This is a genomic window from Salibacter halophilus (assembly GCF_008806325.1).
Taxonomy (GTDB): Bacteria; Bacteroidota; Bacteroidia; order Flavobacteriales_G; family Salibacteraceae; genus Salibacter; species Salibacter halophilus.
This window is the reverse complement of the sequence record NZ_WACR01000002.1, coordinates 86,555-112,971: the sequence shown is the minus strand read 5'-3', so window position 1 is coordinate 112,971 and position 26,417 is coordinate 86,555. Positions and strand designations below refer to the sequence as shown.

The 26,417-nt window shown below is 39.8% G+C and carries 21 protein-coding genes; 12 read left to right on the top strand and 9 right to left on the bottom strand.

From position 1 onward, the window contains the following. Positions 1 to 44 precede the first annotated feature (44 nt). Positions 45 to 986, bottom strand: a complete 942-nt coding sequence (locus tag F3059_RS02600) for an NAD(P)-dependent alcohol dehydrogenase (protein WP_151166384.1) — start codon at positions 984 to 986, stop codon at positions 45 to 47. Between the two features lie 4 nt (positions 987 to 990). Beyond that, positions 991 to 2,661 (bottom strand): hypothetical protein, encoded by a 1,671-nt coding sequence (locus F3059_RS02595; RefSeq protein WP_151166383.1) that lies wholly within the window; start codon positions 2,659 to 2,661, stop codon positions 991 to 993. A gap of 184 nt (positions 2,662 to 2,845) precedes the next feature. Between F3059_RS02595 and F3059_RS02590 the strand changes: the two genes are divergently transcribed. The 5 genes from F3059_RS02590 (at position 2,846) to F3059_RS02570 (ending at position 10,180) form a co-directional block, all read left to right on the top strand. Next, complete coding sequence (locus F3059_RS02590) at positions 2,846 to 3,970, top strand: hypothetical protein (RefSeq protein ID WP_151166382.1); 1,125 nt, start codon at positions 2,846 to 2,848, stop codon at positions 3,968 to 3,970. A gap of 81 nt (positions 3,971 to 4,051) precedes the next feature. Further along, entirely contained in the window at positions 4,052 to 5,140 is a 1,089-nt protein-coding gene (locus F3059_RS02585) for an imelysin family protein (RefSeq protein ID WP_151166381.1), read from the top strand. After that, positions 5,124 to 6,506, top strand: a complete 1,383-nt coding sequence (locus F3059_RS02580) for an HTTM domain-containing protein (RefSeq protein WP_223274525.1) — start codon at positions 5,124 to 5,126, stop codon at positions 6,504 to 6,506. Before F3059_RS02585 ends, F3059_RS02580 begins: the two co-directional genes overlap by 17 nt. Beyond that, positions 6,475 to 8,886: a TonB-dependent receptor family protein gene (locus tag F3059_RS02575; RefSeq protein WP_151166380.1), complete on the top strand. Its 2,412-nt coding sequence runs from the start codon at positions 6,475 to 6,477 to the stop codon at positions 8,884 to 8,886. Before F3059_RS02580 ends, F3059_RS02575 begins: the two co-directional genes overlap by 32 nt. Positions 8,887 to 9,055: 169 nt before the next feature. Further along, positions 9,056 to 10,180, top strand: coding sequence for a hypothetical protein (locus F3059_RS02570; RefSeq protein WP_151166379.1), 1,125 nt, complete (start codon positions 9,056 to 9,058; stop codon positions 10,178 to 10,180). Between the two features lie 24 nt (positions 10,181 to 10,204). On the opposite strand, the gene F3059_RS02565 is transcribed toward F3059_RS02570, so the two are convergent. The 4 genes from F3059_RS02565 to F3059_RS02550 form a co-directional block, all read right to left on the bottom strand. Then, positions 10,205 to 10,585: a hypothetical protein gene (locus tag F3059_RS02565; RefSeq protein WP_151166378.1), complete on the bottom strand. Its 381-nt coding sequence runs from the start codon at positions 10,583 to 10,585 to the stop codon at positions 10,205 to 10,207. Between the two features lie 80 nt (positions 10,586 to 10,665). Next, positions 10,666 to 13,239 (bottom strand): T9SS type A sorting domain-containing protein, encoded by a 2,574-nt coding sequence (locus tag F3059_RS02560; protein ID WP_151166377.1) that lies wholly within the window; start codon positions 13,237 to 13,239, stop codon positions 10,666 to 10,668. A 228-nt stretch (positions 13,240 to 13,467) separates the two neighbouring features. Continuing rightward, positions 13,468 to 15,066, bottom strand: coding sequence for an ATP-dependent DNA ligase (locus F3059_RS02555; protein ID WP_151166376.1), 1,599 nt, complete (start codon positions 15,064 to 15,066; stop codon positions 13,468 to 13,470). Next, positions 15,063 to 16,088 (bottom strand): ligase-associated DNA damage response exonuclease, encoded by a 1,026-nt coding sequence (locus tag F3059_RS02550; protein ID WP_151166375.1) that lies wholly within the window; start codon positions 16,086 to 16,088, stop codon positions 15,063 to 15,065. The genes F3059_RS02555 and F3059_RS02550 overlap by 4 nt, the downstream gene beginning before the upstream one ends. 108 nt (positions 16,089 to 16,196) lie before the next feature. Between F3059_RS02550 and F3059_RS02545 the strand changes: the two genes are divergently transcribed. Together F3059_RS02545 and F3059_RS02540 are read left to right on the top strand one after the other, a co-directional pair. Next, the gene (locus F3059_RS02545; RefSeq protein WP_151166374.1) at positions 16,197 to 16,547 is read left to right on the top strand and encodes a copper resistance protein NlpE; all 351 of its coding nucleotides are present in this window, start codon (positions 16,197 to 16,199) and stop codon (positions 16,545 to 16,547) included. Positions 16,548 to 16,608: 61 nt separating this feature from the next. After that, a complete protein-coding gene (locus F3059_RS02540) occupies positions 16,609 to 16,824 on the top strand; it encodes a hypothetical protein (protein ID WP_151166373.1) in 216 nt (71 codons plus the stop codon). 75 nt (positions 16,825 to 16,899) lie between these two features. Here the strand turns inward: F3059_RS02540 and F3059_RS02535 are convergent, their stop codons facing one another. The 3 genes from F3059_RS02535 to F3059_RS02525 all read right to left on the bottom strand — a co-directional run bounded on the left by F3059_RS02535 (position 16,900) and on the right by F3059_RS02525 (position 20,850). Next, positions 16,900 to 19,341, bottom strand: coding sequence for a T9SS type A sorting domain-containing protein (locus F3059_RS02535; RefSeq protein WP_151166372.1), 2,442 nt, complete (start codon positions 19,339 to 19,341; stop codon positions 16,900 to 16,902). Positions 19,342 to 19,426: 85 nt separating this feature from the next. Beyond that, positions 19,427 to 20,299 carry a pirin family protein gene (locus tag F3059_RS02530; protein WP_151166371.1) on the bottom strand — a complete coding sequence of 291 codons (873 nt, stop codon included), beginning with the start codon at positions 20,297 to 20,299 and terminating at the stop codon, positions 19,427 to 19,429. Positions 20,300 to 20,355: 56 nt separating this feature from the next. Beyond that, on the bottom strand, positions 20,356 to 20,850 hold the full coding sequence (locus tag F3059_RS02525; RefSeq protein WP_151166370.1) for a transposase: 495 nt from the start codon (positions 20,848 to 20,850) through the stop codon (positions 20,356 to 20,358). Positions 20,851 to 20,982: 132 nt separating this feature from the next. Here F3059_RS02525 and guaA point away from each other — a divergent pair, with 132 nt between their 5' ends. From guaA to F3059_RS02500, 5 genes are read left to right on the top strand one after another with little or no spacing between them, the layout of a single operon-like run. Further along, on the top strand, positions 20,983 to 22,512 hold the full coding sequence (gene guaA, locus F3059_RS02520) for a glutamine-hydrolyzing GMP synthase (protein WP_151166369.1): 1,530 nt from the start codon (positions 20,983 to 20,985) through the stop codon (positions 22,510 to 22,512). Positions 22,513 to 22,547: 35 nt separating this feature from the next. Further along, on the top strand, positions 22,548 to 24,374 hold the full coding sequence (locus F3059_RS02515; RefSeq protein WP_151166368.1) for a LysM peptidoglycan-binding domain-containing protein: 1,827 nt from the start codon (positions 22,548 to 22,550) through the stop codon (positions 24,372 to 24,374). Continuing rightward, a complete protein-coding gene (gene hemF / locus F3059_RS02510; protein WP_151166367.1) occupies positions 24,374 to 25,273 on the top strand; it encodes an oxygen-dependent coproporphyrinogen oxidase in 900 nt (299 codons plus the stop codon). Before F3059_RS02515 ends, hemF begins: the two co-directional genes overlap by 1 nt. A gap of 4 nt (positions 25,274 to 25,277) precedes the next feature. Continuing rightward, positions 25,278 to 25,835 carry a DUF4920 domain-containing protein gene (locus F3059_RS02505; protein ID WP_151166366.1) on the top strand — a complete coding sequence of 186 codons (558 nt, stop codon included), beginning with the start codon at positions 25,278 to 25,280 and terminating at the stop codon, positions 25,833 to 25,835. Then, the gene (locus F3059_RS02500; protein ID WP_151166365.1) at positions 25,835 to 26,335 is read left to right on the top strand and encodes a hypothetical protein; all 501 of its coding nucleotides are present in this window, start codon (positions 25,835 to 25,837) and stop codon (positions 26,333 to 26,335) included. Before F3059_RS02505 ends, F3059_RS02500 begins: the two co-directional genes overlap by 1 nt. Positions 26,336 to 26,417 lie beyond the last annotated feature (82 nt).

Here is a 26,417-nt window from a genome sequence, read left to right as displayed (position 1 = left end):
CATCAAAAATAACCCATTAGCTGATTTTAACAAATAAGAGACCACTACACTTTGAGAATTACATTCCCCGTTTTTTCTCCTTTTAGAACATATTCATAGGCATCAGCAGTTTTTTCAAGAGGGTACTCTCTATCAATTATCGGTTTGAACTTTTCCTTTTTTAGCTGTTCAATAAAATACGGAATAGACACTTTTCTGCTGTAAGGCACAGGGAAGATGACTCTTTTAGTAAAAATAGAATAAAAGATGTTTTGAGAATTAGGTCCGAGCTCTGATGAAATGTAAACTCCTTTTGGCTTTAAGATAGGTTTACACTTCCCGAGTGTACATTTCCCAACCGCATCAAATACAAAATCGTATTGAAGAGAGTCTTTCGTGAAATCATCTTTTGTGTAATCGATGACTTTATCAGCTCCAAGAGATTTTATCAGTTCTATATTTTTTGAGTCTGAAGTGGCTGTTATTTCCACATCAAACTGACGAGTGAATTGAAGAAGTGCAGATCCTATAGCTCCGGTAGCTCCGTTGATCAGGATTCTTTGACCAGGTTGAATATTCGATTTTCGAATAAAAGAGTATGCATAATTGGCTCCCTCCAAACTTGCTGCTGCATCTTTAAAGTTGATGTTTTCAGGAATAGGGAAGAGGTTGTCTTCTTTGATGGAAGTGAATTGAGCCTGTGATTGAATCCCTGAATCATCAAACCCGAATAACCGATCTCCCTCACGATATGATTTTACCTTTTTACCGACAGAAACAACTTTTCCTGCAAAGTCTGTCCCCAAAACGATTTTTTTGGGTCTGACCAACCCCTGAAAAAAGCGCATGATAAATGGCTTTCCGGTCAAAATTGCACAGTCTGTTCGATTGACAGTAGAGGCATAAACTTCGATCAGAACCTCATTGTCCTTTGGGGATGGCTGGTCGATTTCTTCGACACTAATTTGGTCGGGTAGGCAATAATCCCTGCGTATAGCTGCTTTCATTGTTTTATCTATCGAGCCAAAGATCGATCAATTCCTCAATTGTTTCTGCTTCACTATCTATGATTTTTTCTGATGCATCAGCTTTATAGAGGCCCCATTTACCGTTTTTCCTGAGGGCGCAACCATCTGTGTAGTCGAGACTGAGGTATTCAAAATCATCAAATTCACAGGGTTGTAGCTTTTTGAAATCGGAATCTTTGTAGATGTAATACCCGACTTGTGAGCCACACCACACTTCGAGTACTTTACTTTCTCCAAACTCGTGACTGATAATTGAATCTGCTGCGATAGGAAATTCAGTTTCGCTTCTAAAAGCTCCCTGAATACTAATGGACCAACGTTTTGTTTCGTTGTGTCTGACTTGTAAAACAGGATGAAATTCTGAATCTGTGTAATCGTGGTATCCAAATGGTAGAGCAATATCGATTGAAGGATTTTCAATGAGGAAATTACTGATGAATCCCATGAATTCCTCATCTATACCTTCTGTATAATAATTTCTAATTAATGAGTTTAGTGTTCTATCTGAAGAACTTTTATTAGAAAAATTAAAGCCAGATAATTGATAAAGCTCATTTTCTTTATTGGAGAAGTAAGCTAAAGCCCATCTTTTATCCTTTTCAAGCAAGATAAACTCACAGTTTTTAATCGTGTCCTGTATCAACTTTCCATCGGGATCTTCATAGTAAACGTGATCAAATCTGTAGTGCGGTTTTAATCTATCAAATTCAATTTTTTCAATTAACCCACCGCCTTCAGGACTCAATGAGTAAAGGTATTTTTTCCTTTTGTGGTTGACAATCGTGAAATCACCACATTGTAATTTTGGGAATTCAAATGAGTATCCTTTTAGGTTGTCGATAATACCTTCATTACTGCACAAAACCCAATCATCTTTTTTTGTCTTTAATCTGAAAGGGTAGGAGCTTTTTGAACTACTAGTATTGTACTCGATGTTAATGTATTCTTCACTTGTGAGTAGCTTGTCAAGTGTTGTGACAGGATTTGAGAATCCGACATCCATGTAATAATCCTGCTTTTTAATGTAGTGTTCTACACTTGAGTAGGGTAGATCGTCTTTATTATTAAAGTTAAATGGTGTCAACTGATAAGCAGATTTTTCATACGGATCTGAATTGAGGTAGTATAAAGCCCAGTCTTGTTTTCTCTTGAGAGCAGCTAAATATTCAGTATTCATTTGTTCAACAGTAGTTTGAGTTGAATTGTCAAAAACATAATTGGTGTCTTTGACTCCATGTAAACTCATTTCTTCAAATGAGACATAATCTATTACTTCTTCTCTGGCGAGTGAGTACAGGTATTTATCTCCTTTGAACAAAACTGTCGTTAAACCGATTTTTTCCAGTTCTTTTTGAGGAAATTCAAATGAGTATTTCTTTTTAGCAAAGAAGTCTTGTGTTGAAAAGTTAAACAAAAGCCAGTCTCCTGATTTGTTTTGCACTCGAAAATTGTACTGAGAACTTTTATTTGGGTTGAACTCTATTTCTTCAAGTTCATTTACTTTCAAATATTCGGTTAATTTTTCCTGAGGGAGGTCTGGTGTGATATCTATCATTGTATTTGTTTCCTCATCGTAGTAAGATACATCCTGACTCTTTAACACAAGACTTAAAAGAGAAAGCACGATCACACTCAAAATAGTTTTATTTCTCATGCTATAAAAGTAAACTTTTGAGTTGAAAGAATCTCTCATCCATTGTAAATTAAGCTTTTATAAAAATCATTAGAGTGAATTTTCAATGTAGCCCATCAAATACCTAAATGTTGGTATTGTCTGCTTTCAGACTCAGAAATACTTTTGCCCTCAATATTTATTAAGATTAAATCTAAATAGCTTTATGAGCATTCAAAAAGTAATTGCAATTTCTCTTCTGGCAACAGTAGGTTTAGCCTCTTGTAACAAGGACGATGATGATGACAACAATCCATCACCTTCAATTCCTAACAATTATTCATCAAACAATTTTGAAGCAAACGCAGCTTCTCAAATAGAACTCGGTGACGAGCTAGAGGCTCTCGCTTCAAAAATTGGCGAAGGTGATGACGGTTCAAAACTCGATCAATCAGAAGTTGATGCTCTTTATACTTCTGGTCTCAAAGGAGGAGGAACTTTTGACTATACCAACTTCATCGAGTCTGACGTGCTTCCATTGGTTGGACCGGAAAGTGGTCAATCATGGGATGTTGTTACCAATCCAGATAGTGGTGGTGGCGTTTTTGCCGGTCGCTTTTTGTCTTATACCGGACTAGAACACAAGCAACTCGTTGAAAAAGCTTATTTCATGGGCGGACACTACATCCAGGCTTACTCAATAGCTTATGATGATGGCTTTTCATCAACTGATGTAGATAAACTGCTAGCTCTTTTTGGAACAACTCCTAATTTCCCAATGGGTGCCAGCAATGCACAGGTCTCTGATCGTTTTAGCGCCAAGTACGCAGCACGCAGAACGCCAGAAACAGGCGGTTTTTACCTCGATGCTCGCAAGGCTCTGATCATTGCAAAATATCACCTTGATAATGGAGCTTCTCCTGATGCATTTGAAGTACGTGATCAAATTGATAACTTCTTTGCTGCTTGGGAAAAGAGTATCGCTGCTACGGCCATTAATTACATGTATTCCACTCTGGATGTTATCACTAAATCTAATCCAACTGATGAGGAATTAGCTAATGCACTACACGCTCACAGTGAGGCTGTTGCTTTTATCCTGGGAGCTTATCAACTACCTTCAGGTGAGTATTTAATCGCGAGTGATAGTCAGCTCGAATCAGTATTGTCATTATTGAAGTTCAACGACATTAATTACGATAATTCTGATGCTTATTTATTCGCTTCAGAACCAAATGATCATTATCTCGATATTTCAATCGCGATGGATCAATTAAAGGAAACTTATAATTTCACTGATGATCAAATGGAGTCTTTCAAGATCAATTGGGTGAATGAAGACAACAGATAGTTCAATATTCAATTTTAGACAGATTTCCCTTTGTGGTTTGATTGACTTCAAATCACAAAGGGTTTCGCATTTAAAGTAGGTATGGATAGATTAATTTTAGTAATAGGTGTAGTATTTAGTTTAAGCTTAGTTTCGTGTGATAACGATGATGATGCTGATAATTCAACTCGAGCTTATGATCGTGGACCTATGCTCGAGAACTATTCTCAGAATATTATCCTCCCTCGTTTGCAGGATTTTAATGAAAAAGCAATCGATTTACACGAAGCGGTTGTCGCATTAAAGCAAACTACGAACTCACAAAACCTCGTTCAGGCAAGAGAAAGCTGGAAGCAGGCTTATAAGAGCTTTCAATATTGCAACGCCTTCAATTTTGGGCCGGGTGATCAAATTGACGGAACCTTTCTCGAGAAGCTGGGTACTTTTCCGCCCGATACTGCTCAAATTGAAACTTACATCAATCAAAACGATACTTCTTTCAACAACTTCAACCGTAACACTCGCGGATTTACTGCACTGGATTACATGCTTTTCAAAAGTGACGAAAACACAACTGTTCAGTATCTCAACGGTCAGAACCGAATGAACTACGTGCTCGCTGTATCGGGCAGAATCAAATCTGTAACCAATAAAATGCTCAGTGACTGGCAGCAATACGCGTCTTCATTTGAAAGTAATCTCAATGTAGAGGCCGGTTCACCAACTTCTTTGTTCTATAACGAATTCGTCAAAAGCTATGAGGCAGTAAAAAACTTCAAAACAGGGTTGCCATTGGGGAAACGTCCGGGTCAGCAATCTGCCGAACCGTATCAGGCCGAGGCCTACTTCAGTGGATACAGCAAAGAACTCATGGATGCTCACCTGGAATCGATTCACCAGTTGTATGAGGGCATCGGTGTCGATGGCTCTGACCGTGAAGGACTGGTAGATTTTGTGGAATCTACTTACGGTGGTCAAAGTCTTGCTACAGATACCAGAGAGCAGTGGAACAACGTAACTGATGCTTTTGAAAATTTACCCGCAAAACCAATTCACAAACTGGTTGTAGAAAATCAAATGGAGATGGATGCCTACTACACTGAGTTGAGTAAACAAACGCGATTTTTCAAAAGTGATATGTCATCAAAACTCGGCATTTCAATAACCTACGATAGTGGAGACGGGGATTAAAAAAGCGATACAAAATTCAATTTTCCAGCGGGTATCAATATATCCGCTGGTTACTTTACGCGTACTTTTTGGTGCAGTGATGCTTTTCAGCACGGTTCGTTTTTGGCTCCTTGGCTGGATTGAGAATCATTACATCAATCCTCAATTTCATTTTCATTACTTTGGTTTTGAATGGGTTGAGCCTCTTGCGCCCTGGGCCATGTATGCTATTCATGCGGTAATGATCATCGCTGCACTGGGCATTATGCTGGGAGCGTTTTACAGATTTAGTGCTTTCGTCTTCTTCGTTATTTTCACTTACACTGAATTGATCGATCTCACTTATTACCTCAACCACTACTACTTTATGAGTTTGCTCGCTTTACTCATGATATTCTTACCCGCTCATCGCCAACTTTCATTTGACGTAAAGTGGCAAAGAGTTAAAGCCTCTCGTTTTGTCGAGAAATGGAACATTTTGGCCCCAAAGCTACTCGTTGGAATTGTCTATTTCTATGCCGGAATCGCCAAAATCAATGAAGCCTGGCTGATAGATGCTATGCCACTTAAAATATGGCTGCCAGCACATTCGCATACTCCGATTATTGGAGAGTTGCTGGGACTGGAAATTACGGCTTATCTCTTTTCGTGGATCGGGATGCTATACGATGTGTCAGTCCCGTTTTTATTGCTTTCAAAAAAGTTGAGACCTTACGTTTACTGGGTAATTGTTGCTTTTCACAGCATGACGAGCTACTTCTTTGAAATCGGAGTTTTTCCGCTCGCTATGACAGGTGTTGTCCTTATTTTTTGGAGTGGAAAATGGCATGAGAAACTCTGGCACAAATTGTCGACTATTTTTCATTTTTCGTGGTCGCCATCAATTGTTTTTCACTGTCAGAGCCGAAGGTCCCGAAACCTTTTACTCTCCAGCCTAACCGTTTTTTTCGCCTTTCAGTTGTTGTTCCCATTCAGGTATTTGTTGTATCCCGGGAATCTATTTTGGAACGAAGAGGGTTATCGGTTCTCGTGGCGTGTGATGCTGGTTGAAAAAGCCGGAACGGCCACTTTTTATGTGAAAGATGGTGAAAATGGGAGAGAAGGAGAAGTGGTGAACAGTGAATTTCTCAATCCGCACCAGGAAAAACAAATGGCTTTTCAGCCGGATATGATTTTACAATTTGCTCATTATCTCGAAGAACACTACAGAGAAGAGGGTTTTGAAGATCCCATTGTTCGCTGTGAATCGTGGGTTACGATGAATGGTGAACGGAGCAGGCTTATTGTAGATCCGCAAAAGGATCTGACCGAAATAAAAGATTCATTTAAACACAAAAACTGGATTGTACCGCACGATGCTGAGGATACTGCTTTTGCTCATCGCTAGTTTTGCGAGTGCCTCGATTTGGGCACAACACGAGCTGCACTTATCGGTTCGTGGCCAGGATGCTGTTGCGCTCAATGGTGAGGTTTATTTACCCTCGCTGGAAAAATTCGTTTCGCTTGAAAAGGGAGAAGCGAAAATAGAGTTTGGTGATGAGGGTGTCTATCCCATTGTTGTTTACGTTGAAGGATACAAGTCGTTATCGAGGAAAGTAAAGGTAAAAGGGCTAATAACGAAAGCCCAGGTTGAGTTAGAGCGATTGAACATAAACTTAAGGGAAGTTACAGTAAGGGGCGGAGATTCTTCAAATACCGGGATTCAACGATTAAATGCCATCGATGGCGTTGCAATTTACGCTGCCAAGAAAAACGAAGTACTCGTGCCTGCTGATATGGCTGCTAATAAAGCGGTTAATAATGCGCGACAGGTTTTTTCAAAAGTACCAGGGCTCAATATTTGGGAAAGTGGTGATGCCGGTGTTCAACTCGATATTGGAGCCAGAGGATTGAGTCCCAGTAGAACATCAAACTTCAATGTTCGCCAAAACGGTTACGATATCAGTGCCGATGCGCTCGGTTATCCTGAGAGCTATTATACACCACCAACTGAAGCAGTTGAGCGAATTGAAGTTGTTCGTGGAGCAGCCGGATTGCAGTACGGAACACAGTTTGGCGGTATGCTCAACTTTGTGATGAAAGGAGCACCGGAAAAGACTGGTTTTGAACTTGAATCACGACAAACAATCGGTTCATTTGGTCTTTTCAACTCATTTAACAGCATCGGTTACCGAAAGGAAAAGACGGGAGTTTATGGGTTTTATCAGCACAAACAATCCAATGGCTGGCGACCCAATTCTCAGGTAGATCAAAATACAGGATATCTCCAAATTGAACATGATGTTAATGAAAAGTTGAGTCTGCGTGCAGAATACACTTACATGCATTATCTCTCGCAACTTCCGGGCGGACTCACCGATGAAGAGTTTGAACGCGATCCTTCTCAAAGCAAGCGCGAACGAAACTGGTTTCGGGTTAAGTGGAATTTGGCTTCGCTCTCTGCAGATTATAAAATCAGCGATAAATGGCGGTTGAATTCACGTTTTTTTGCTTTGATGGCGAGCAGGGAAGCTCTGGGAAATCTGGAACGCATCAACCGGATTGACAACGGAGAAGAGCGCACATTGATTTACGGAGGATTTCAAAACATAGGTAACGAAACAAGAGTTTTGAGACGCTATAACTTTTTGGGGAATCCGGCCAATCTATTGATCGGTACAAGGCTTTATGCAGGTTTTACTGAGAGTAGGCAGGGAGAGGCCAGTAACGGATCTGACCATGATTTCACCTACAACAACCCCGATGATTTAGAGGGATCAGATTATGACTTTCCCAGCAGGAATGCAGCAGTTTTTGCTGAGAATATTTTCAGGATAACAGATAAATTGAGTATTACTCCGGGTGTTCGGTTTGAGTACATCAACACCCGTGCTGATGGCTGGTACAAGGAATCAGCATATAACTCTGCCGGTGAACTCGTTGCTTCTCAAAAGGTGGAGGAGGAAAAGGAACTCAATCGTGCATTTGTTTTGGGCGGACTGGGAGTTTCTCAAAAACTGAAGAACAAAACTGAGCTCTACGCTAACTTTTCACAAAACTACAGGGCGATAACCTTCAATGATATAAGAGTTGATAACCCCAATTTCGTGATAGATCCCAACATCACTGATGAGAGAGGGTTTAATTTTGATCTCGGTTACCGTGGAAAACCAAAATCTTACCTCACTTTTGACATCGGTTTGTTTTATTTGGCTTACAACAACCGCATTGGATTTCTTACAATTATCGACAGTACAACCTATTTAGAAAAACGATTGCGAACAAATGTTGGCGATAGCCGATCGTATGGTTTAGAAAGTTTTGTTGAGGTTGATTGGTTTGATCTTTTTCGGTCAGAGCCTATCAAAAGCCAGTTGCGAACTTTCGTGAATTTCTCTTACTTGCAGGCTGAGTATGTGAGCAGTGAAGATAATCTAGTTGAAGGAAAAGAGGTGGAGTTAGTACCTCCTATGACGCTGAAAACAGGGATTACTTATCAGCGAAATGATTTTAAGGTCAGTTATCAATTCAGCTATAACGATGCTCAATTCACTGATGCTTACAATACTCAAGAACCTGTTCCCACTGCAATAGCCGGAGAAATTCCGGCTTATTGGGTTTCAGATTTATCTTTAGGTTACAAATACAAATGGCTCGTTGCCGAGGCAGGAGTTAACAACCTATTTGACAATCAGTATTTCACCAGGAGAGCTACTGGGTATCCGGGCCCGGGTGTGATTCCGGCTAAGCCAAGAAACTTCTACTTTACTCTTGGAGTGAAGTTTTAAGGTCAGGGTATTTTAGTACATCATAGAGTGTAAGTTGCATTTTGTTTGCTATATTCGTGATAAATAGGAGTTTAAATATTGACAACAACCTGCTTTGATCAATTATTATAGCTACTTCAATCCATGCAGCAAGTGCATTTTTGACCATCTATTAAAAGCAAACCACATTATGAACTTCCCTAAGTTACTTTCAATTATATTGATTTTGACTGTTAGTTTGTTTTCATGTAATAAAGATGATAATAACACTTCAGTCAATACTATTCCTAATAATTATCAATCCAATGACTTTGATTCTAACGCATTTTCACAAATAAAACTTGGAAACCAACTAGAAGCTCTTGTTTCAAGAATTGGAGAAGGTGATGAAGGCTTAAAAGTTGAACAGGCTGATGTTGATTCGCTGTTTAACTACAAGCTTTCGATTGGAGGATCCATTTTCTATACTGATTTTGTAGAGAAAGAAGTACTTCCACTCATTGGATCTGAAAGTGGTAACCAATGGGATCTTGTCAACAACCCAAAAGGTGGAGGTGGAGTTTTTGGAGGTCATTTGTTATCGTACACTGGTTTTAAGCACAGGGAGTTAATTGAAAAAGCTTATTACATGAGTGGGCATTATCTTCAGGCATATAAGATTGCTTATAATCCTTCGTTTTCTTCAGCTGATGTAGATAAGCTTTTAGCTTTGTTTGGGACAACTCCAGCATTTCCAATGGGATCTCATAATGCTCAAGTGAAAGATAGATTCAGTGCAAAATATACTGCACGAAGAACTCCGGTAAGAGGAGGCTTCTATTTAGATATTAGAAAAGCGCTTATTTTCACTAAACATTACATGGAACATGGATATTCAGCTGAAAGTGATGAAGTGCGAGATCAGTTGGAAGTTCTTTTTACAGTTTGGGAGAAAAGTATTGCAGCTTCAGCGATTCATAATATGTATGCTACACTTGATCTTTTAGCAAAGTCAAACCCAACTCAAAAACAACTAGCAGATGCTTTAAGTACTCATAGTAAGTCAGTTGCGTTTATTTTAGGCTCTCAGCAACTTCTAATAGATCGTTATATTATGGCTAAAGATGAGGATCTTGAAGCGGTATTATCTCTTTTAATGTTTAATGATCTCGATTACAGCAACTCGAATGCGTATTTATTAGCCTCAGATCACGAAAAACACCAACAAGATATCGTGTTAGTAATTAATTTGTTGCAGAATATTTATGATTTTAGCGATGGTGAAATGGACTCATTTAAGGTGAATTGGGTTGAAGAAGAAAATCGGTTATTTTAGAAGCTATAATTGTGATAGTATTTATTATCGCTTGATGACATCAAGTGTCCACTCAAAAGCGTCCTCTTTTTTGTTAAATAGTTTTGCCTGAGCGTTATTGATAAGTTTTTTCTCTATATCAAAAAAGTTTATGGTCAGAGCCCGAGTTGAGACAACAGCTATTGATTTGAGGTTTGGAAATCTCTTTTGAGTTTGAACATAGTTCGTTGGATCAAAAGAAATAGAATGTTTCCTTACTGCTATGAAACCAAAAGGCTTGTTAGCAAAATGCTGTTGAGCAATTTCAAACAGCTTTTCAATCTCCTTTTTCCCTATATGAACCATCGGTTTGGGTGTATTGACGAGGAAATGAGAGAATATCTCGACAACCCCAAAGTCCATGTCATATTCTTTTATTGCTCTCATTCAGCTTGTTAAATTAGTTGCAATTTTTAGTCTTTGAAATATGATTGATTACTTCCTAACATTTTGATTTAGAGTCTGTTTTATTTTATAACAACTTTATCTATCATAACCAGATTATTGTCGTCTTTCAGGATGAAGAAATGAACACCTCTTTTTACCTGACTCAGATCTATTGAAATTGAATGATTAAAATGTCTTGTTAAAACAACGCTTCCCTTTAAATCAATAATGAATAATTTTCCAGTAAGTGGAGCTTTGATATTTACAATTGTATTAACAGGATTTGGATAAATAAGCATTTCAGGCGAATTTGCTGAAGTCGATTCTTGACCAACACTTATATCAGTTATAATAGTAGTATCATTGTCAGTACCACATATTCCAGAGACAGTACCTATAACCATTAAATCATGGTTATTAGACGATACTGATAGGCATGAATCATTAGATGAACTAATATTCCATGAATAAGTAAAAGGAGAGAATCCATTTAAAGGCTGAAGGCAAATTTGAGCAGAATCTCCTGTCACGATGGTATCCGGCAATGGAATAAGTTGGACTGGTTCTTTTGCAGCGATTTGTAATGTATCTCCTTCAAAAACGCATCCTTCACTGTCAAAAGCGGAAGCCACAAGTATAGAGTCACTTGTTCCATTAAATAGTAACTGATCATTTGTTGAGTTGCCATTTACAGAGAAGTTGTAAGGTGGAATTCCGCCTGTAGCTTCTAGAGATAGGTTGACAGAATCATTCTTACAAATCGTTGTATCAGTCTGATTAAACTCTACTTTAATTGGATTTGAAATCTGAATATAAAAATAAGCTGTATCACTACACTGACCAATTGTGTCAGTTAATACAGCTGTGATTGAATCTGACTGTGGTAGACTTAATCTCACCGAATTTGTTCCGGGCAAGCTATTACTCCATGAGTAACGGTAAGGTCCGTTTCCTGAATGTAATGTTATCGTGGTCGAGTCACCGGGGCAAATAGCAGTATCATAACTGAGTTTTGCCAAAGAGGAGGGGATACCCTGACTAACAACTCCGTAAAGTGTGTCAGTAAATATGCAATTTCCTGATGAAACCTGAACCGTAGTAGTATCTATACCTGCAGTTGTACCCGGTTTAAAATAGTTGATCCCCGAACTGTTATTGTCCCAAGAAATTTGCTGTGAAGTAGTGTTGACTGAATATGATAGCGTATCTCCCTTACAAATGGTATCGCGCATAGCTTGCGTTTCAAAAACAGGTATTGAATCAACGTTAATCGTTAGAGTGTCAGATCCCGGGCAGGAAGAGCTTGAAGATGCGCTGACTAAATATGTTGAATTAATTGAAGGTGACACTGTTGGATCAGGACATTGTGTACAGGAGAAGTTAGCTGAGCTGGTACTGTTTCCGCTCAAAGATTGCCAGGAAAGCGTTGAGTCACCCAGGGCTTGAATTTGAACTGAGTCACCTTTACAAATTGAAATTAGGTCATTGACAATTGATACACCATCAATGATGTTGACAGAATACGACCTTTGTGATTCTCCAACAATGGGGCAGGCGCTATCGGCTGTGCTGATTGTGAACTGTTTTGTGCCCGAAAAACCTTCCGGAGTAGGCCAACAAACTGAAATCGTCTTTGGGTTCTGACCATTTTCAGTAAACGAAGCACCGGGCAGACTACTCAACAACAATGAATCATTGAACTTGATAGTTTGACTTGAATTTGAATCTGATAGGAGAATGTCAAAACAGATCGTATCTCCTGAACAGGAGGTGATTCCGTTAGGACCTGTCAACTGTCCTCCTGTTACATTGGTCAGATCACCGGGCTCATCAGGGTTTATGTTTGAAGTTGTAATACCTGTAAACCGCATTTCATGATCCATGTAGCCTAACGTATCGCCATTTGAGTTGATTTCGTAGACTCTCTGGAAAATGAAAATATTATTCGATACTCCTGAATGAATATTCAATTCGAGGTCTCCGCTGATCGAATCGTTTATCAGGCTGTCAAGAGCATTGTAGTTGGTGCTTGAAGCAACATTGGGGGTATAGAGAGAATACCGAAGTTGATTGCCATCGGGATCGATAGCTGCGCTGTTGTACTGTGTCCACTCGTTTAAAGTTACGTAAGCATTAGCTGGGTTCTGAATGAGCGGACTCGAATTATCCTGATCAATTTGTGTATTCATCCCGGATGAAATCGTTATTGGAGAAGAAACCTGTTGATTGCTAGAGTTTGTAAAGTTTGAAGTCAGTTGCCTACAACAGTTGATAAAAGTAAATTCCCAGTCATTACAAGGAGGAAGTACTACTGTATCAGTATAGGTGTGCTGAACAAGTCCTAAAAGTGATCCTCCGCCACCACCGCAGTTATAGCCGGTAGAATTGCAGGTATTGGTAATGAAATTAGTATACGAAAAAGGTAACGGTAGAGTAAAGGAATTACTACAGGAGCTTGAGATTGTGATGTCTCTGGATGGAAAAACAAATGGTACATCACATTCAGAATATTGAACCAGTTGAATTTGAAAGCTATCCTGACCAATATTTTGATAGGTTATGTAACCTCCTTGCTGACTTGTTGAATAACCTAAAATTTGAATTAATAGAAATAAGGTAACAAGTATTGATTCAATCTTATATTTCAATTTCATAGAAAAAGGGGGTATGAATTAATGAGGATAAAAATAATAAAAAACCTCAAATGAAATTGAATTTCAGTTTTTTACATTTTGAAATGCATCTTTTGTTAATTTGTTTTTTAAAGATTTAGCGAATCATTTAAGAAATCAGTGAAATGTGCTCCTTTATTGCGATCAGGGATACCATTTTTGATTTCAAAAAATTGTGGTTTAAGCGTGGATACGTTTCACAATTTATTATCACCCTTCAATCATTTCGATCAGATCCTCTAAATCCTCCAGTTTGTTGGCTTCAGCGGGCTTTTTGTCGTACCTGATGCGACTGATACGCGGAAAACGCAAAGCCACTCCGGATTTATGCCTTGAGGAGCGGGCAATACCTTCAAAGGCAATTTCAAAGACCATTTCGGGTTCAACGCTCCGTACCGGACCAAAACGCTCTATGGTATTCTGCTTGACAAAACGATCTACTTCCCGCATTTCTTTATCGGTTAGACCTGAATAGGCTTTGGTAAAAGGTATTAGCTCGTTTCCTTTCCACACAGCAAAGGTGTAGTCGGAGTAGAGGTTAGCGCGCCTGCCGTGTCCGCGCATGGCGTAAATCATTACGCCATCGATCAGTAGCGGATCCACTTTCCATTTCCACCAATCGCCCTTTTTGCGACCCACCAGGTAAGGTGATCTCTTTTGCTTGAGCATAATGCCCTCAGCTTTTACTTCTCGGGCGTTTTCCTGCAGTTCTTGAAGCTTTTTCCAGGAATCAAACTCGATGAGTTTTGACAATTGAATGACTGGCGAATTGAGTTCGTTAACCAGCTTTTCCAGTTTTGCTCTTCGTTCAGAAAAAGGAGTATGTCGCAGATCTTTACCGTTTAGTTCTAAAAGATCGTAGGCCATTAAAATAACAGGTGCTTTTTCAAGTGTCTTTTTTCCCACTTTCTTTCGTCCGATCCGAGTTTGCAAAACCTGAAAGGGGAGAGGCTCGCCATCTCTGAAAGGCAAAATTTCACCATCCAGCACAAAGTCTTGCTCAGCTATTTTTAAGCTGTTTTTATCGGTAAATTCGGGAAAGCGTTCAGTGATGAGCTCTTCACCGCGCGACCACAAATGTAAAGTTCCCTTGCGGTGAATGAGCTGACCTCTAATTCCGTCCCATTTGTATTCGGCATTCCAGTCGGTTGTGTTGCCCAGCTCTTCAGCTTCTTTATCCAACTGATAGGCCAGGTAGAAAGGATAAGGTTTGGAGAGATCCTCCTCAGCATCTTTTTCCACCAACAACTTTTTAAAACTGGTTTCTTCCGGTTTCCAGTTTCCCATGAGTCGGTGCGCCACCATGTTTTCATCTTCGTTGAGGTGCTTGCTTAGGGCTCTGACCATTAACTTTTGCGAGACTCCCATGCGGAAACCGCCAGTGAGTAGCTTGTTGAAAACGAAGCGTTCGTGTTTACTCAGCGAAAGCCAGGCTTCACTGATAGCGATTTTCTTTTCTTCATCGGGCTGATCTTTGAGTTCTTTTAGATAAGTCATCCATTCTGCAAGCGAGCGATCTGATTGCGATTCATCAGCCGGGAGCACTGAGGCAATCGTCTCGGCTAAATCACCCACAACGTGATAAGAATCCTCAAAGAGCCAAAGCGGAATACCCGCCAGCTCAGCCGCCCATTCGCGCAGCTGATTGGTTCTCACTGATCTTTTTGGACGCTTACCGGCCAATAGTGCCACGGCCCACAATTTGTCATTATCTGGAGCTTCGTCTAAAAACCGGACAAAAGCTTCTACTTTTTTTAAGGTGGAATTTGTTTGATCGATGGTCAAAAAAAGATGGGTGAAATACCTCATTTTTCGCCTCCTTCCTCTTTTTCGTCAACCATTTCTCCGGTGTAGAGTGTCTTTTCCTGAACGGCATTATATCCCTGATCGTTGAGCCATTTGGTGAAGATGTCGGTATATCCGTGGGTTGTAATGATGTTTTCGGGTTGTGAAAGTTGAATAGCCTCATTCAGTTCTTTCCAGTCGGCATGGTCAGATAAGATAAATCCACGATCAGCTGCGCGTCTCCTTCTCGCTCCGCGCAAAGCCATCCAGCCCGAGGCGATTCCCAGAGAGTAGGGCTTTAACTTTTTCGACCAGGAGGAATTGATTGCGGATGGCGGAGCAATAATCAACGCATTTTTCAGTTCAGCTTTTTTTGTTTCTGACGTGATTCGTTGTGAGCTGAGGTCAAAACTGGTTTGAGGCTGCAGTATCTCATTGCTGTTGAAAATAGCTCCGTGTGTGTAAACAGGGCCGATATCGCGGTTGATGTGTCTGAAAATTCGCTGTGCTTTTCCCAGTGAATAAGCCATGAGCAACGAAGCTTTTCCTTCCCGTGCATTATTTTGCCACCATTGGTTGATAGCGTCAAAAACACTTTCTTGATCGGGCCAGTTGAAAACGGGTAATCCAAATGTACACTCGGTAATCATGGTATTACATTTTACCGGTTCAAAAGCTTCGGCTACTCCGTCATCTGTCAGTTTGTAATCGCCAGTTACCAACCAAATTTCGCCTTTGTATTCCACACGAATTTGTGCTGATCCAATGATGTGTCCGGCCGGATGAAAAGAAACTTTGACACCGTTTATCGAAAGTTTTTCATTGTACTCAACCGTTTCCAGCTTGATGTCGTCTCCTAATCGGTAACGCATAATCGCCTCTGATCCTTTATTGGCCAGATAATGGTCAGATCCAAACCTTGCATGATCAGCATGAGCGTGCGTAATCAGCGCTTTTTTTACCGGTCGCCACGGATCGATGTAGAAATCACCTTTTGGGCAATAGATGCCGTTGTCGTTGAATGTGAGTAAAGGTAAACCGGTCATAATGTTATGTAACAGCTACTATGGTCTTAAGTTTATTGTAATGAGGTAAAACTTTGTGGCCAAAACAAACGAATATCATACCTTTACAACAATCTAATTTTCAGCACCATGAAATTATTCAGTTCTTTTTTAAGTATTTTCTTTCTCGTTGCAATTCACTTTTCGTTCAACATCGGTTCTGAGAAAGATGTATCCGGAACTTACGGTGGTTGTTGTGTAGAGTCAAAAGTGGTTTTGGTTCTGAACGAAGATCAAACTTTTGAATACCGCGATCACTCTGATGTCAATAATAAAATCACTACATCAGGCAGCTGGGCACTCGATGGTAATGTTATACAGCTTTCTAATTATGATGCGCCACAAAAAATTCATCATAAGTGGAGGGTTGAAAAAAACGGCAAAGCGATTAAATCGAGAAAAGGGCTAGCTTTTTATCGTTTAGTGAAAGAGTGTAAGTAGTTGGTTTGGATAGTTTTAAATTTTGTATAATTTAGCGGTTGAAATATTATTATCCATTAGTATGGAAAAACAGAATAAAATAGAAGCGGTGTTGGTGGGGAATTCTCTATTCCTCATTTTGATTCTGTTGAGTTTTTTCAATCACATTAATGGAAACAGTCTTGAGCTCTGGAGAGGATTGTTCTTCCTCGCTAGTTTTAGCGTGTTCTTATTTTTTGAAATTATGCTTTTCGTAGAGTTATTAAAGTCTAAAGATTCTCCTGAAAACTCTAAGTAATATTGGAATCTTAGAAACTGTAATAAATTTTCTGTTTTGGCTTTAAGTAATACTTTTCCTTCAGAACATTATGGCTTACCTTTCTTTTATAATCTTATAAGTCGATACGTTTTTCTTAGTCCTAACTTCAATTAAATAGAGTCCAGGTTCACCATTTATGTTAGCTTGAACTGTTCTTTTAGAATTATACTTCTTGAAGAATATCATCTGTCCAAGTGTATTTTTAATTATTAGAGAAATTTCATCGTAGGTTTTACCTAAATCTACATTGAGGTTTTTATAAGTGGGATTAGGAAAGATATTTACTTGATTATCAAACTTAGCGTTAGCTATTGATAAACTATTTACTGTATAGCATATAGAAGTATCTATGCAACCGTGTTTTGAAACTTCAACAGCATAACTACCATTAGAAGTTGCAGTAAAACTTTGGTTAGTATCACCATTGATAATTGAAAAGCCATTATTGCAGTCTAACCATTGGTATGAAGCTGAATTAAGCTCAGCAACGAGCGTTGGAGAATTATTTGTTACAGAATTATTTATTGAGTTTAGTACAGATAATACAATAGTTAAAATGCTATCACAGCCAGCTGCATCTGGTAGTGTATCTAAGTAAACTCCACTCGTATTCCATGTATATTTTCCACTTGGAGAAGTATAGTTATTACAGGTGGTGTCTGCTAATGTACTTGAACCATCATTTATGGTAAGGTCAATTGTGATTATGCTGTCACAGCCAGCTGCATTAGGGATTATATCCTGATAAACACCGCTTGAAGCCCAGAGATAGTTACCGCTAGGTGATAAATAGCTATCACATTCAACAATTGTTAATGTATCTCTCGTACTCTTAATAATTGAAAGATCAATTGTAATTATGCTGTCACAACCGCCATTATTTGGTACTGTATCCTGATAAATACCACTATTAGTCCACGTATATTTTCCACTTGGAGAAGTGTAGCTATGACAAGTTGTATCTGAAATATTGCTGAATGTATTGTTCGTATTAATGGTCAAATTAATATACAATATACTGTCACAACCTCTAATATTTGTCAATGTATCAGTGTATAGACCACTCGAAGTCCATGTATGATTACCTGTAGGTGATCTGTAGCTCAAACATGACGTGATAGATAAGTTTGATCCAGAGTTGTTTAAACAATAAACGGAATCATTCTTTAATTTACCATAGTAAGTATCGTTATTGTTAATGCTAGAGGTAATTGTTAAACTGTCAAAATCCACAGTGGGTAAATAGGTGTTACATAAAAAGAATAAATGCTTTTCATTCGTAGTTAGATCTGTAATTTTCTTTCCCCAATTTGTATATGTACTTGTAGCAAATACTTTACTCCAATTGTAAGCTAACATTGGGTCATAGTTCAATAGAAAAAGTCCCGTATCAACAGTGTCAGGTCCAATTTTATATTGACCATGTGTAAGCCCGCCAATTGTTATCATATTTTCATTACTAACATCGATAACTGAAGGATGAAATAAAACTGGATTAGAAGTATCTAAGATTACTATTCTGTCTTCATAATTTATAGAACTGTCGTACATTAAAATCACATGACCATGATGATTAAAAGAAATAGTAGTATCTTTCAGTATGGTATGTGGCGTATTACTGCCCATTCTTAAAAGGATGTAAGACGTTCCTGATTGTGAAGTAGTGAAATCATGTATTTCAAAAAAAGTTGGATCAAATCCAGTTATTCTCTCATTTTTCAAAACCTGTCCAGAAGAGTCTATTTTTACGATGAAACTAGCACCATCTCCATTTGATGATAAATATGTTTTTGAAAAATATCCGTAGATATTTGCTAATGAATCCAATGATAATCCTTTTGAAACATCCCTTCTATTGGAAGAGGACCCAAAAGATCGAGTCCATTGAAATTGGCCGTTACTTCTAATCTTGCTAATGAAAATATCAGTTGAACCAACTGATGTTAGAGTATCAGAGCCAAAAACCTCAGTATTTTCATAGTTACTCATAACATAACAATTCCCTGCACGATCTATTTCAAACTGATTCCACAACTCATAACTATCACCAATTGGAAACTGCTTATGCCAAATTAAAGTTGAATCAGTTAGTTTAATAAGGTTTAAATCATCTGGAGTTGATGAAATTGTATCATTCCCAAATTTCAAAAAGCCATCGAACTCAAGTAATACATAAATATCCCCGGCAGTGTCTACTCTTATTTTTAAAGCCTCAACTTCGTCTATAGTGTTCACAAAATCAGGAATAAAAGTCCAGAGAATGTTAGTTGAGTCAGCTTTAGTAATAAATGGACCATCAATGGAGCCATATGCATCAGTTTTACCAGTAAAATAAATATAATTACTGTCGTCAATTGCCATGCTTTTTGCGTGATCGTTAAAACTATAATCAAATTGTTTAACCCAATCATATGAAGGCTGAGCATATACCGATGCTGAAGAAAAAAAAGCTATCGCTGAACAGAGTAAGATTTTGAGTATTGAAATAGAGTTCATAGTTAAGGGGTAATATTTTTTACTAATATACAATATTAGGTTCCCCTGTTGATTTTCAAGGGGTCAATATTAAGTTGGTATTTCATTAATGACCAGGATAAGGCACAAACTCAGTTTCACCTTCAACTTTAGGGAAACGCTGATCAATCCAGTCTTGCCTTGCCTTCTTTAATCGCTCTTTGCTGGACGAAACAAAATTCCAGTTAATATAGCGTTCTTCCGGAAAAGGCTCTCCGCCAAAAATGTAGACGGTTGTATTCGCAGCAATTTCAAATTCACACAATTTGCTGTCTTTAGCGACTAATATCTGTTTTGGATCGTAGGTATTCCCTTCACTTGAAACGCTTCCTTCAAGAATGTAAAGAGCGCTTTCGCCAAATAAATCGTCACCGATTGAAACTTTTTGCGGTTTATCAGATTTAATCTCTACAAAGTAAAAATGACTGTGAACGGGAACCGGTGATTTCTTTCCGAATGCTTCTCCGGCAATCAATTTGATTTTGAGTCCGTCCTGTTCCCAGGAGGGAATGTCAGATGCTTCGATGTGTGTGAATTTTGGTTCGCACTCTTCGAGGTCTATTGGCAATGCCACCCAAATCTGTAATCCGTGTAAGGTTTTGTTGGATTCACGCAGATATTCTGGTGTTCGTTCAGAATGTACAACTCCTTTACCGGCTGTCATCCAATTGACAGCTCCAGGCTTTATTTCAACTTCACTGCCAATGCTGTCACGGTGCATGATGGAACCTTCAAATAAATAGGTCAGTGTCGACAACCCGATGTGAGGATGGGGGAGGACATCCAAATTTTCGCGTTCATTCATCTTTGCCGGACCCATGTGGTCCAGGAATACAAACGGACCAACAGCCCTTTTTTGCCGGAATGGCAGCAGCCTGCCCACCATGAAATTACCGATGTCGGCTGCTCTTTCTTCTATAATGAGATCTATGTTTGACATGGATCAAAATTAGGTGATTTTTTGGTAGGTAGGATCGCAAAATCTTGCGATCCTACCTACCAATTTTTGGGATTATCAATTATGTATTTTCTAATTCTATAGAATGATTTTTCATTCCTAATGATGTGATCATGATACCGGGATTGCCATTTGAATTCGATATCATTCATTCTGGCATATTTTGTCACACCGGCTTTAAAACCCCTAACAATTGATCCTAAATTTTTAGACTGTGGTCCAAATTGATTTGGTTGAATAACTCTATTATTAGGATGTATTTGTTTGTCGATAATAATGATACCGTGAACATGGTCAGGCATGATGACAAATGCATCTAATTTGACAAATGGAAAATGATCGGGAATATCAGACCAGTATTGATTGGCGATTTCACCAATATCAGTAAGATGCATTTTAGCATTCTCAATTTCTCCAAAAAATGGATTTCTATTTGTCGTGCAGATAGTTATGAAATAGGCAGCATTAGATCCGTAATCCCAGTTTTTTAATCTGTTGGTTTCATCTTTGAGTTTCTTACGATGGTTAGTCATACTAATATGGTTGAGGTTCCTTTCTCAAACCTAACCATTTCCCCTGTTTATTCAAAACCACATGGTGTAAGGGTGCAAAATTTTGCGCCCCTACACCATGTGGTCTGAAAATTGAAAAATATACTTTTGCACATGCAGGAAAAGATACTCATTCTCGATTTTGGTTCGCAGTACACGCAGCTTATCGCGCGCAGAATTCGCGAACTCAACGTTTATTGTGAAATTCATCCGTTTAATGACTTCCCGGCTCTCGATGAATCGGTAAAAGGGGTAATCCTTTCGGGTAGCCCGTTTTCTGTGCTCGATGACGAGGCTCCGCTACCGGATCTGACCGAAATAAGAGGCAAAAAGCCGCTTCTCGCTGTATGTTACGGTGCACAATGGTTAGCGCACAACAATGGCGGTAGTGTGGCAAAGTCGTCAACACGTGAGTACGGCCGTGCCAATTTGTCGTTTATTCACGATCAGAGCCCTTTGCTGAAAGACATTCCGCTGGAATCACAGGTGTGGATGTCGCACGGTGACACGATTCAGGAATTGCCTGATGATGTGGAGATCATTTGCAGCACTCCCGATGTGAAAGTAGGTGGCTTTGCATTTGAGAATGAACAAACTTTCGGAATTCAGTTTCATCCTGAGGTATCGCATTCTGTCGATGGCAAAATATTGCTCAGGAATTTCTTAGTCGATATTTGCGGAGTGGCGCAGGACTGGACACCGGCTTCGTTTGTTGAAGAAACTGTTCAGATCCTGAAAGACCAGGTGGGCAATGACAAAGTTGTTATGGGCCTTTCTGGCGGTGTGGATTCATCTGTTGCCGCAACGCTTCTGCACAAGGCGATTGGTAAAAATCTGTACTGCATTTTTGTGGACAACGGCCTATTGCGTAAAAACGAATTTGAAAATGTGCTGGAAGACTACAAAGAACTGGGTCTGAATATTAAAGGAGTAAATTCGAGCAAGCGTTTCTACGAAAAACTTGAAGGAGTTTCTGATCCTGAAGAAAAACGCAAGATTATCGGGAATATGTTCATCGAGGTGTTTGATGATGAAGCACATCAAATTGAGGATGTTACCTGGCTCGGACAGGGAACAATTTACCCCGATGTAATTGAATCAAAATCAGTGAAGGGCCCTAGTGCCACGATCAAGTCGCACCACAACGTTGGCGGATTACCGGATTTCATGAAGTTGAAAGTGGTGGAGCCGCTCAACACGTTGTTCAAAGACGAAGTACGCAGAGTAGGTCGCGAAATGGGCTTGCCTGAGAATTTACTCGGCCGTCATCCTTTTCCGGGTCCGGGATTAGCGATACGTATCCTGGGTGATATCACAGAAGAAAAAGTGAAAATCTTGCAGGAAGTGGATCACTATTTCATTCAGGGTTTGAAAGACGAAGGATTGTACGATGATGTTTGGCAAGCAGGAGCTATTTTATTGCCGGTACAAAGTGTTGGTGTAATGGGTGACGAACGGACTTACGAAAATGCTGTAGCTTTAAGGGCTGTAGAGAGCATTGACGGAATGACTGCCGATTGGGTACATTTGCCTTATGAGTTTTTGGCACGCATTTCGAATAAAATAATCAACAATGTTAAGGGAATTAACCGCGTTGTTTACGATATTAGCTCCAAGCCTCCCGCTACGATAGAATGGGAGTAAGCTAAAACCGGGCTCTGACCGTTAAAAATAAGATTATGAGTAAGTCGCTGAACATCATTCTTTTGTCGCTTTTCTTTGCACTTTCAATACAGTCGTGTAAAGCACAGCAAACACCCGAAACGGTGAAAGTAGATGGTGAAAAGTACTATGTGCACATCGTTGAAAAGGGGCAAACGCTGTATGCAATTTCCAAAAAATACGCGATTGACGTTGCGGAGATTAAAAAAGCAAATCCCGAGCTGAACATCGAAGGATTGAAAATAGGGCAGAGCGTTTTGATTCCAAAAGGTGAGGTGGACAGGCGAGAATTCAAGAAGAGTGATGTCTCTATATCTGGCGATACCATTTACCACAAAGTAGTGAAAAAAGAGACGCTCTATTCGCTATCGAAAAAATACGGACTGGAAATCGATGAAATCCTGAAGATTAATCCACTTGTGGAGAAGGAAGGTTTAGAAACCGGGATGACAGTAAAGATTCCGTATAAATCGGGTAGATCGATAGAAACTGAAGAGCTCGAAAAACCACGAGAAGATTCGCTCAGGTTGCACGTTGTTCAGCCAAAAGAAACGCTCTTTTCACTCAGCAAAGAATACGATGTTTCAATTGATTCCATTCAAATTATCAATGACGGTTTGCAAGAAGGATTGAAGGTCGGGACAACCATCCGCATTCCTAAATCAAACCCGAAATTTGCCGAGTTTGAAAAGCAGGACAGCATCATTCAGGATAGCTTAAAAGAAGTCAATTGGGTGCAAACGAAGCCCTTCGAGATCGCTGTATTCTTGCCGTTTAAACTCTGGCAGGCAGATACACTCGATTCGCTGGGGCCGGATGTTAAAGAACTCATGATCGACAATACATCCAAGATCGCTCTCAACTTTTACCGCGGACTAAAAATGGCTGTGGATACGCTCAACAAGCGCGGAGTGTCAGCTAATCTCCACGTTTACGATACAGGAGGAGAGGTTGATACGCTTAAATCTAAAGTTGAGAATGATACGCTTCAATATGATTTGGTTATAGGACCAATGTTCAGATCCAATTTTGAGTGGCTCGTCAAGCATTACGATACGCTCGATATACCAATGGTTTCTCCGGTGCCTATATCTTCTAAATTCCTGTTGAGTAAAGATAATGTTGTAAAAGTTTATCCCGGAGCAGGAGCTCAAATGGTTCGTTTAGCGCAGTATATCGGGAATTCACATTCCGATTCAAACCTCGTTTTGTGGAACTCATCTCGTTTTAGTGATCGCAACCTCGTTGAAATAGCGCGAAAAAACCTGAATCAATGCATGAGTGAGCTAGGGCATGATAGCGTAACGGAAATGTCAGCTTACACACCTTCAAAGAGTCGCATTTTCAGCACGTTTAAAGATTCTACTCATTACACGCTTTTTGTTCCCAGCAAGGAGCAGGCGTATATCAGTCAGTTCATTACGTCATTGAATGACCTATACCTCTCAGAAAAAGGTGTGACATTTACCGTTTTTGGTTTGAATGAGTGGGCAGGATATGACAACCTGGAAATTACTTCTTATCAGAACCTGGATATTCACATCCCAACACCACGATACGTGGAGTACGATTCACCGGCTGTCAAAAGTGTTCTGAAAAAGTACCGCAAATTTTACGGCATCGATCCGGATGAGTTTGCTTTGCTGGGCTACGATGTGAGTCATTACTTCATCACTTTGCTCGATGAATACGGTCCGTATATGTTGAATCATCTCGAAAAATCGAATAAAAACGGGTTGAGTGTCAAATTCAACTTTGTTAAACTGGGAGCTGAATCTGGCTACGAAAACCAGGCGATTTATATTTACCGCTACAAGAATTACGAAAAAGACAGAGTGCATTAATGCCACAAAAAGAAGAAATTGCAGATTGGTTCAGAGAGTTGCAGGATGATATTTGCCAGCAACTCGAACAGACTGACGGAAAAGCAAAGTTTCACGAAGACAACTGGGACAGACCCGGAGGTGGAGGAGGTCGCACGCGCATTATGCGGGATGGAAACATCATCGAAAAAGGTGGAGTGAACTTCAGTGCGGTACACGGTGAGCTACCCTCAAAAATCAAAGAAGCGCTTGGAGTTGAGGGACAAGACTTTTACGCTACGGGGATCAGCATCGTGATTCACCCGATCAACCCCTGGGTTCCGATCATTCATATGAATACCCGCTATTTTGAAATAAGCGGTGAAACGTATTGGTTTGGGGGTGGAATCGATCTCACTCCGCATTACATTGACAAAGAGCAGGCACGTTTTTTCCATCAACAAATCAAGGATGTATGTGATCGGTACGATGAGCATTATTACACGGATCACAAAAAATGGGCTGATGACTACTTCTTCATCAAGCACAGAGATGAAACGCGCGGTGTAGGCGGAATCTTCTTTGACAGAATGAAAGAAGACAAAGAACATTCAAAACGCGATATTTTTAATTACGTACGAGATGTAGGAAAGCTTTTTGCTCCCGTGTACACGAAATTCATGAAGGAAGGAGCCAAAAAGCCTTATGGTGAAGACGAAAAGCAATGGCAACTCCTACGCAGAGGACGATACGTGGAGTTCAATCTCGTGTATGACAAAGGGACAAAATTCGGACTCGACACATCCGGCAGGATTGAGAGTATTTTGATGAGTTTGCCAAAACTGGCTTCCTGGGAATACAATGTTGTGCCTGAACCACAATCAAACGAAGAAGAAACTATAAATTTGTTACGAAAAGAAATCGATTGGATAAATATTTAAAAACATGAACAAGTTAATTTTAGCCGCAACTGTATTTGCCATCGCATCGTGCGGAGGCAACGCAACAAAAGAAAAATCAAACGACAAAGGATCTGACCAAAAAGCAGATAGCGCAATGGTGGAGAAAAAGACTGAAGAGTCTGAAAAAACAACTGAAGAAGTTGAGTATCCATACATGGCCGGTGCAGAATTTGATCAATCAAAAGCGATCTCAACTGATGAGTTAGCGCAAAAACTTCAATCTTTTGAAGGTGACTCAATGCCCGCAACTGTTAAAGGTGAAATCAAAGAAGTTTGCCAAAAGAAAGGTTGCTGGATGCGCATGCAAGTTGGCGAAAACGAAGAAATGATGGTTCGCTTCAAGGACTATGAATTTTTTGTGCCAATGAACAGCGCTGAGCACAATACAACTATTGACGGAATGGTTTATTACGACACGATCAGCGTGAAACAATTGAAGCACTACGCTCAGGATGCCGGTGCACCAGCTGATTCACTCGATAAAATCATCGAACCAAAAGTAACGCTTGCATTTCAGGCAAGTGGAGTGGTAGTTGAATAATGCGCACGTTTTTAAAATATATAATTCCGGGAATCGTAGTGCTGTGGTCGTTTAGCTGCGGCAATTCGCATTCAGGTGACGGTCAGAGCCAGGACCAGCCGACCGATTCGGCACAGGTTGAAAATACTCAACAGCCCGATGAGTCGAAATCAGGAGTCATGCGTAAAGAGAGCGAGTTAGCTGCGTGGATGAAAAACAAGCACGATCAGCTCGCTATGATTCGCGAAAAACTCGAAAAAGGTGAGTCCATTCCAGATTCAATCGATTGGAACTGGGAAGCGATTTACACCGCTCAACGCACTGATGAAGATGCGAGTGGTGAAACCTTTGACGGAATGGCTCAGGCGTTTCTAACCGAGATGAAAAAGACAGTAGAAACAGGTGATGTAAAAGCGTACAACCACGCTGTTCGCTCTTGTGTTAACTGTCACGAAAATTACTGTCCCGGACCAATTTCCAAAATTCAGCGACTCAAAATAACAGATGCTGAATCGATGTGAAGTTGAACAGTTTTGAAAATGAAAAGGCTTTCTCGAAAATCGGGGAAGCCTTTTTTTATTGGTTTTACACGATTTCAACTTT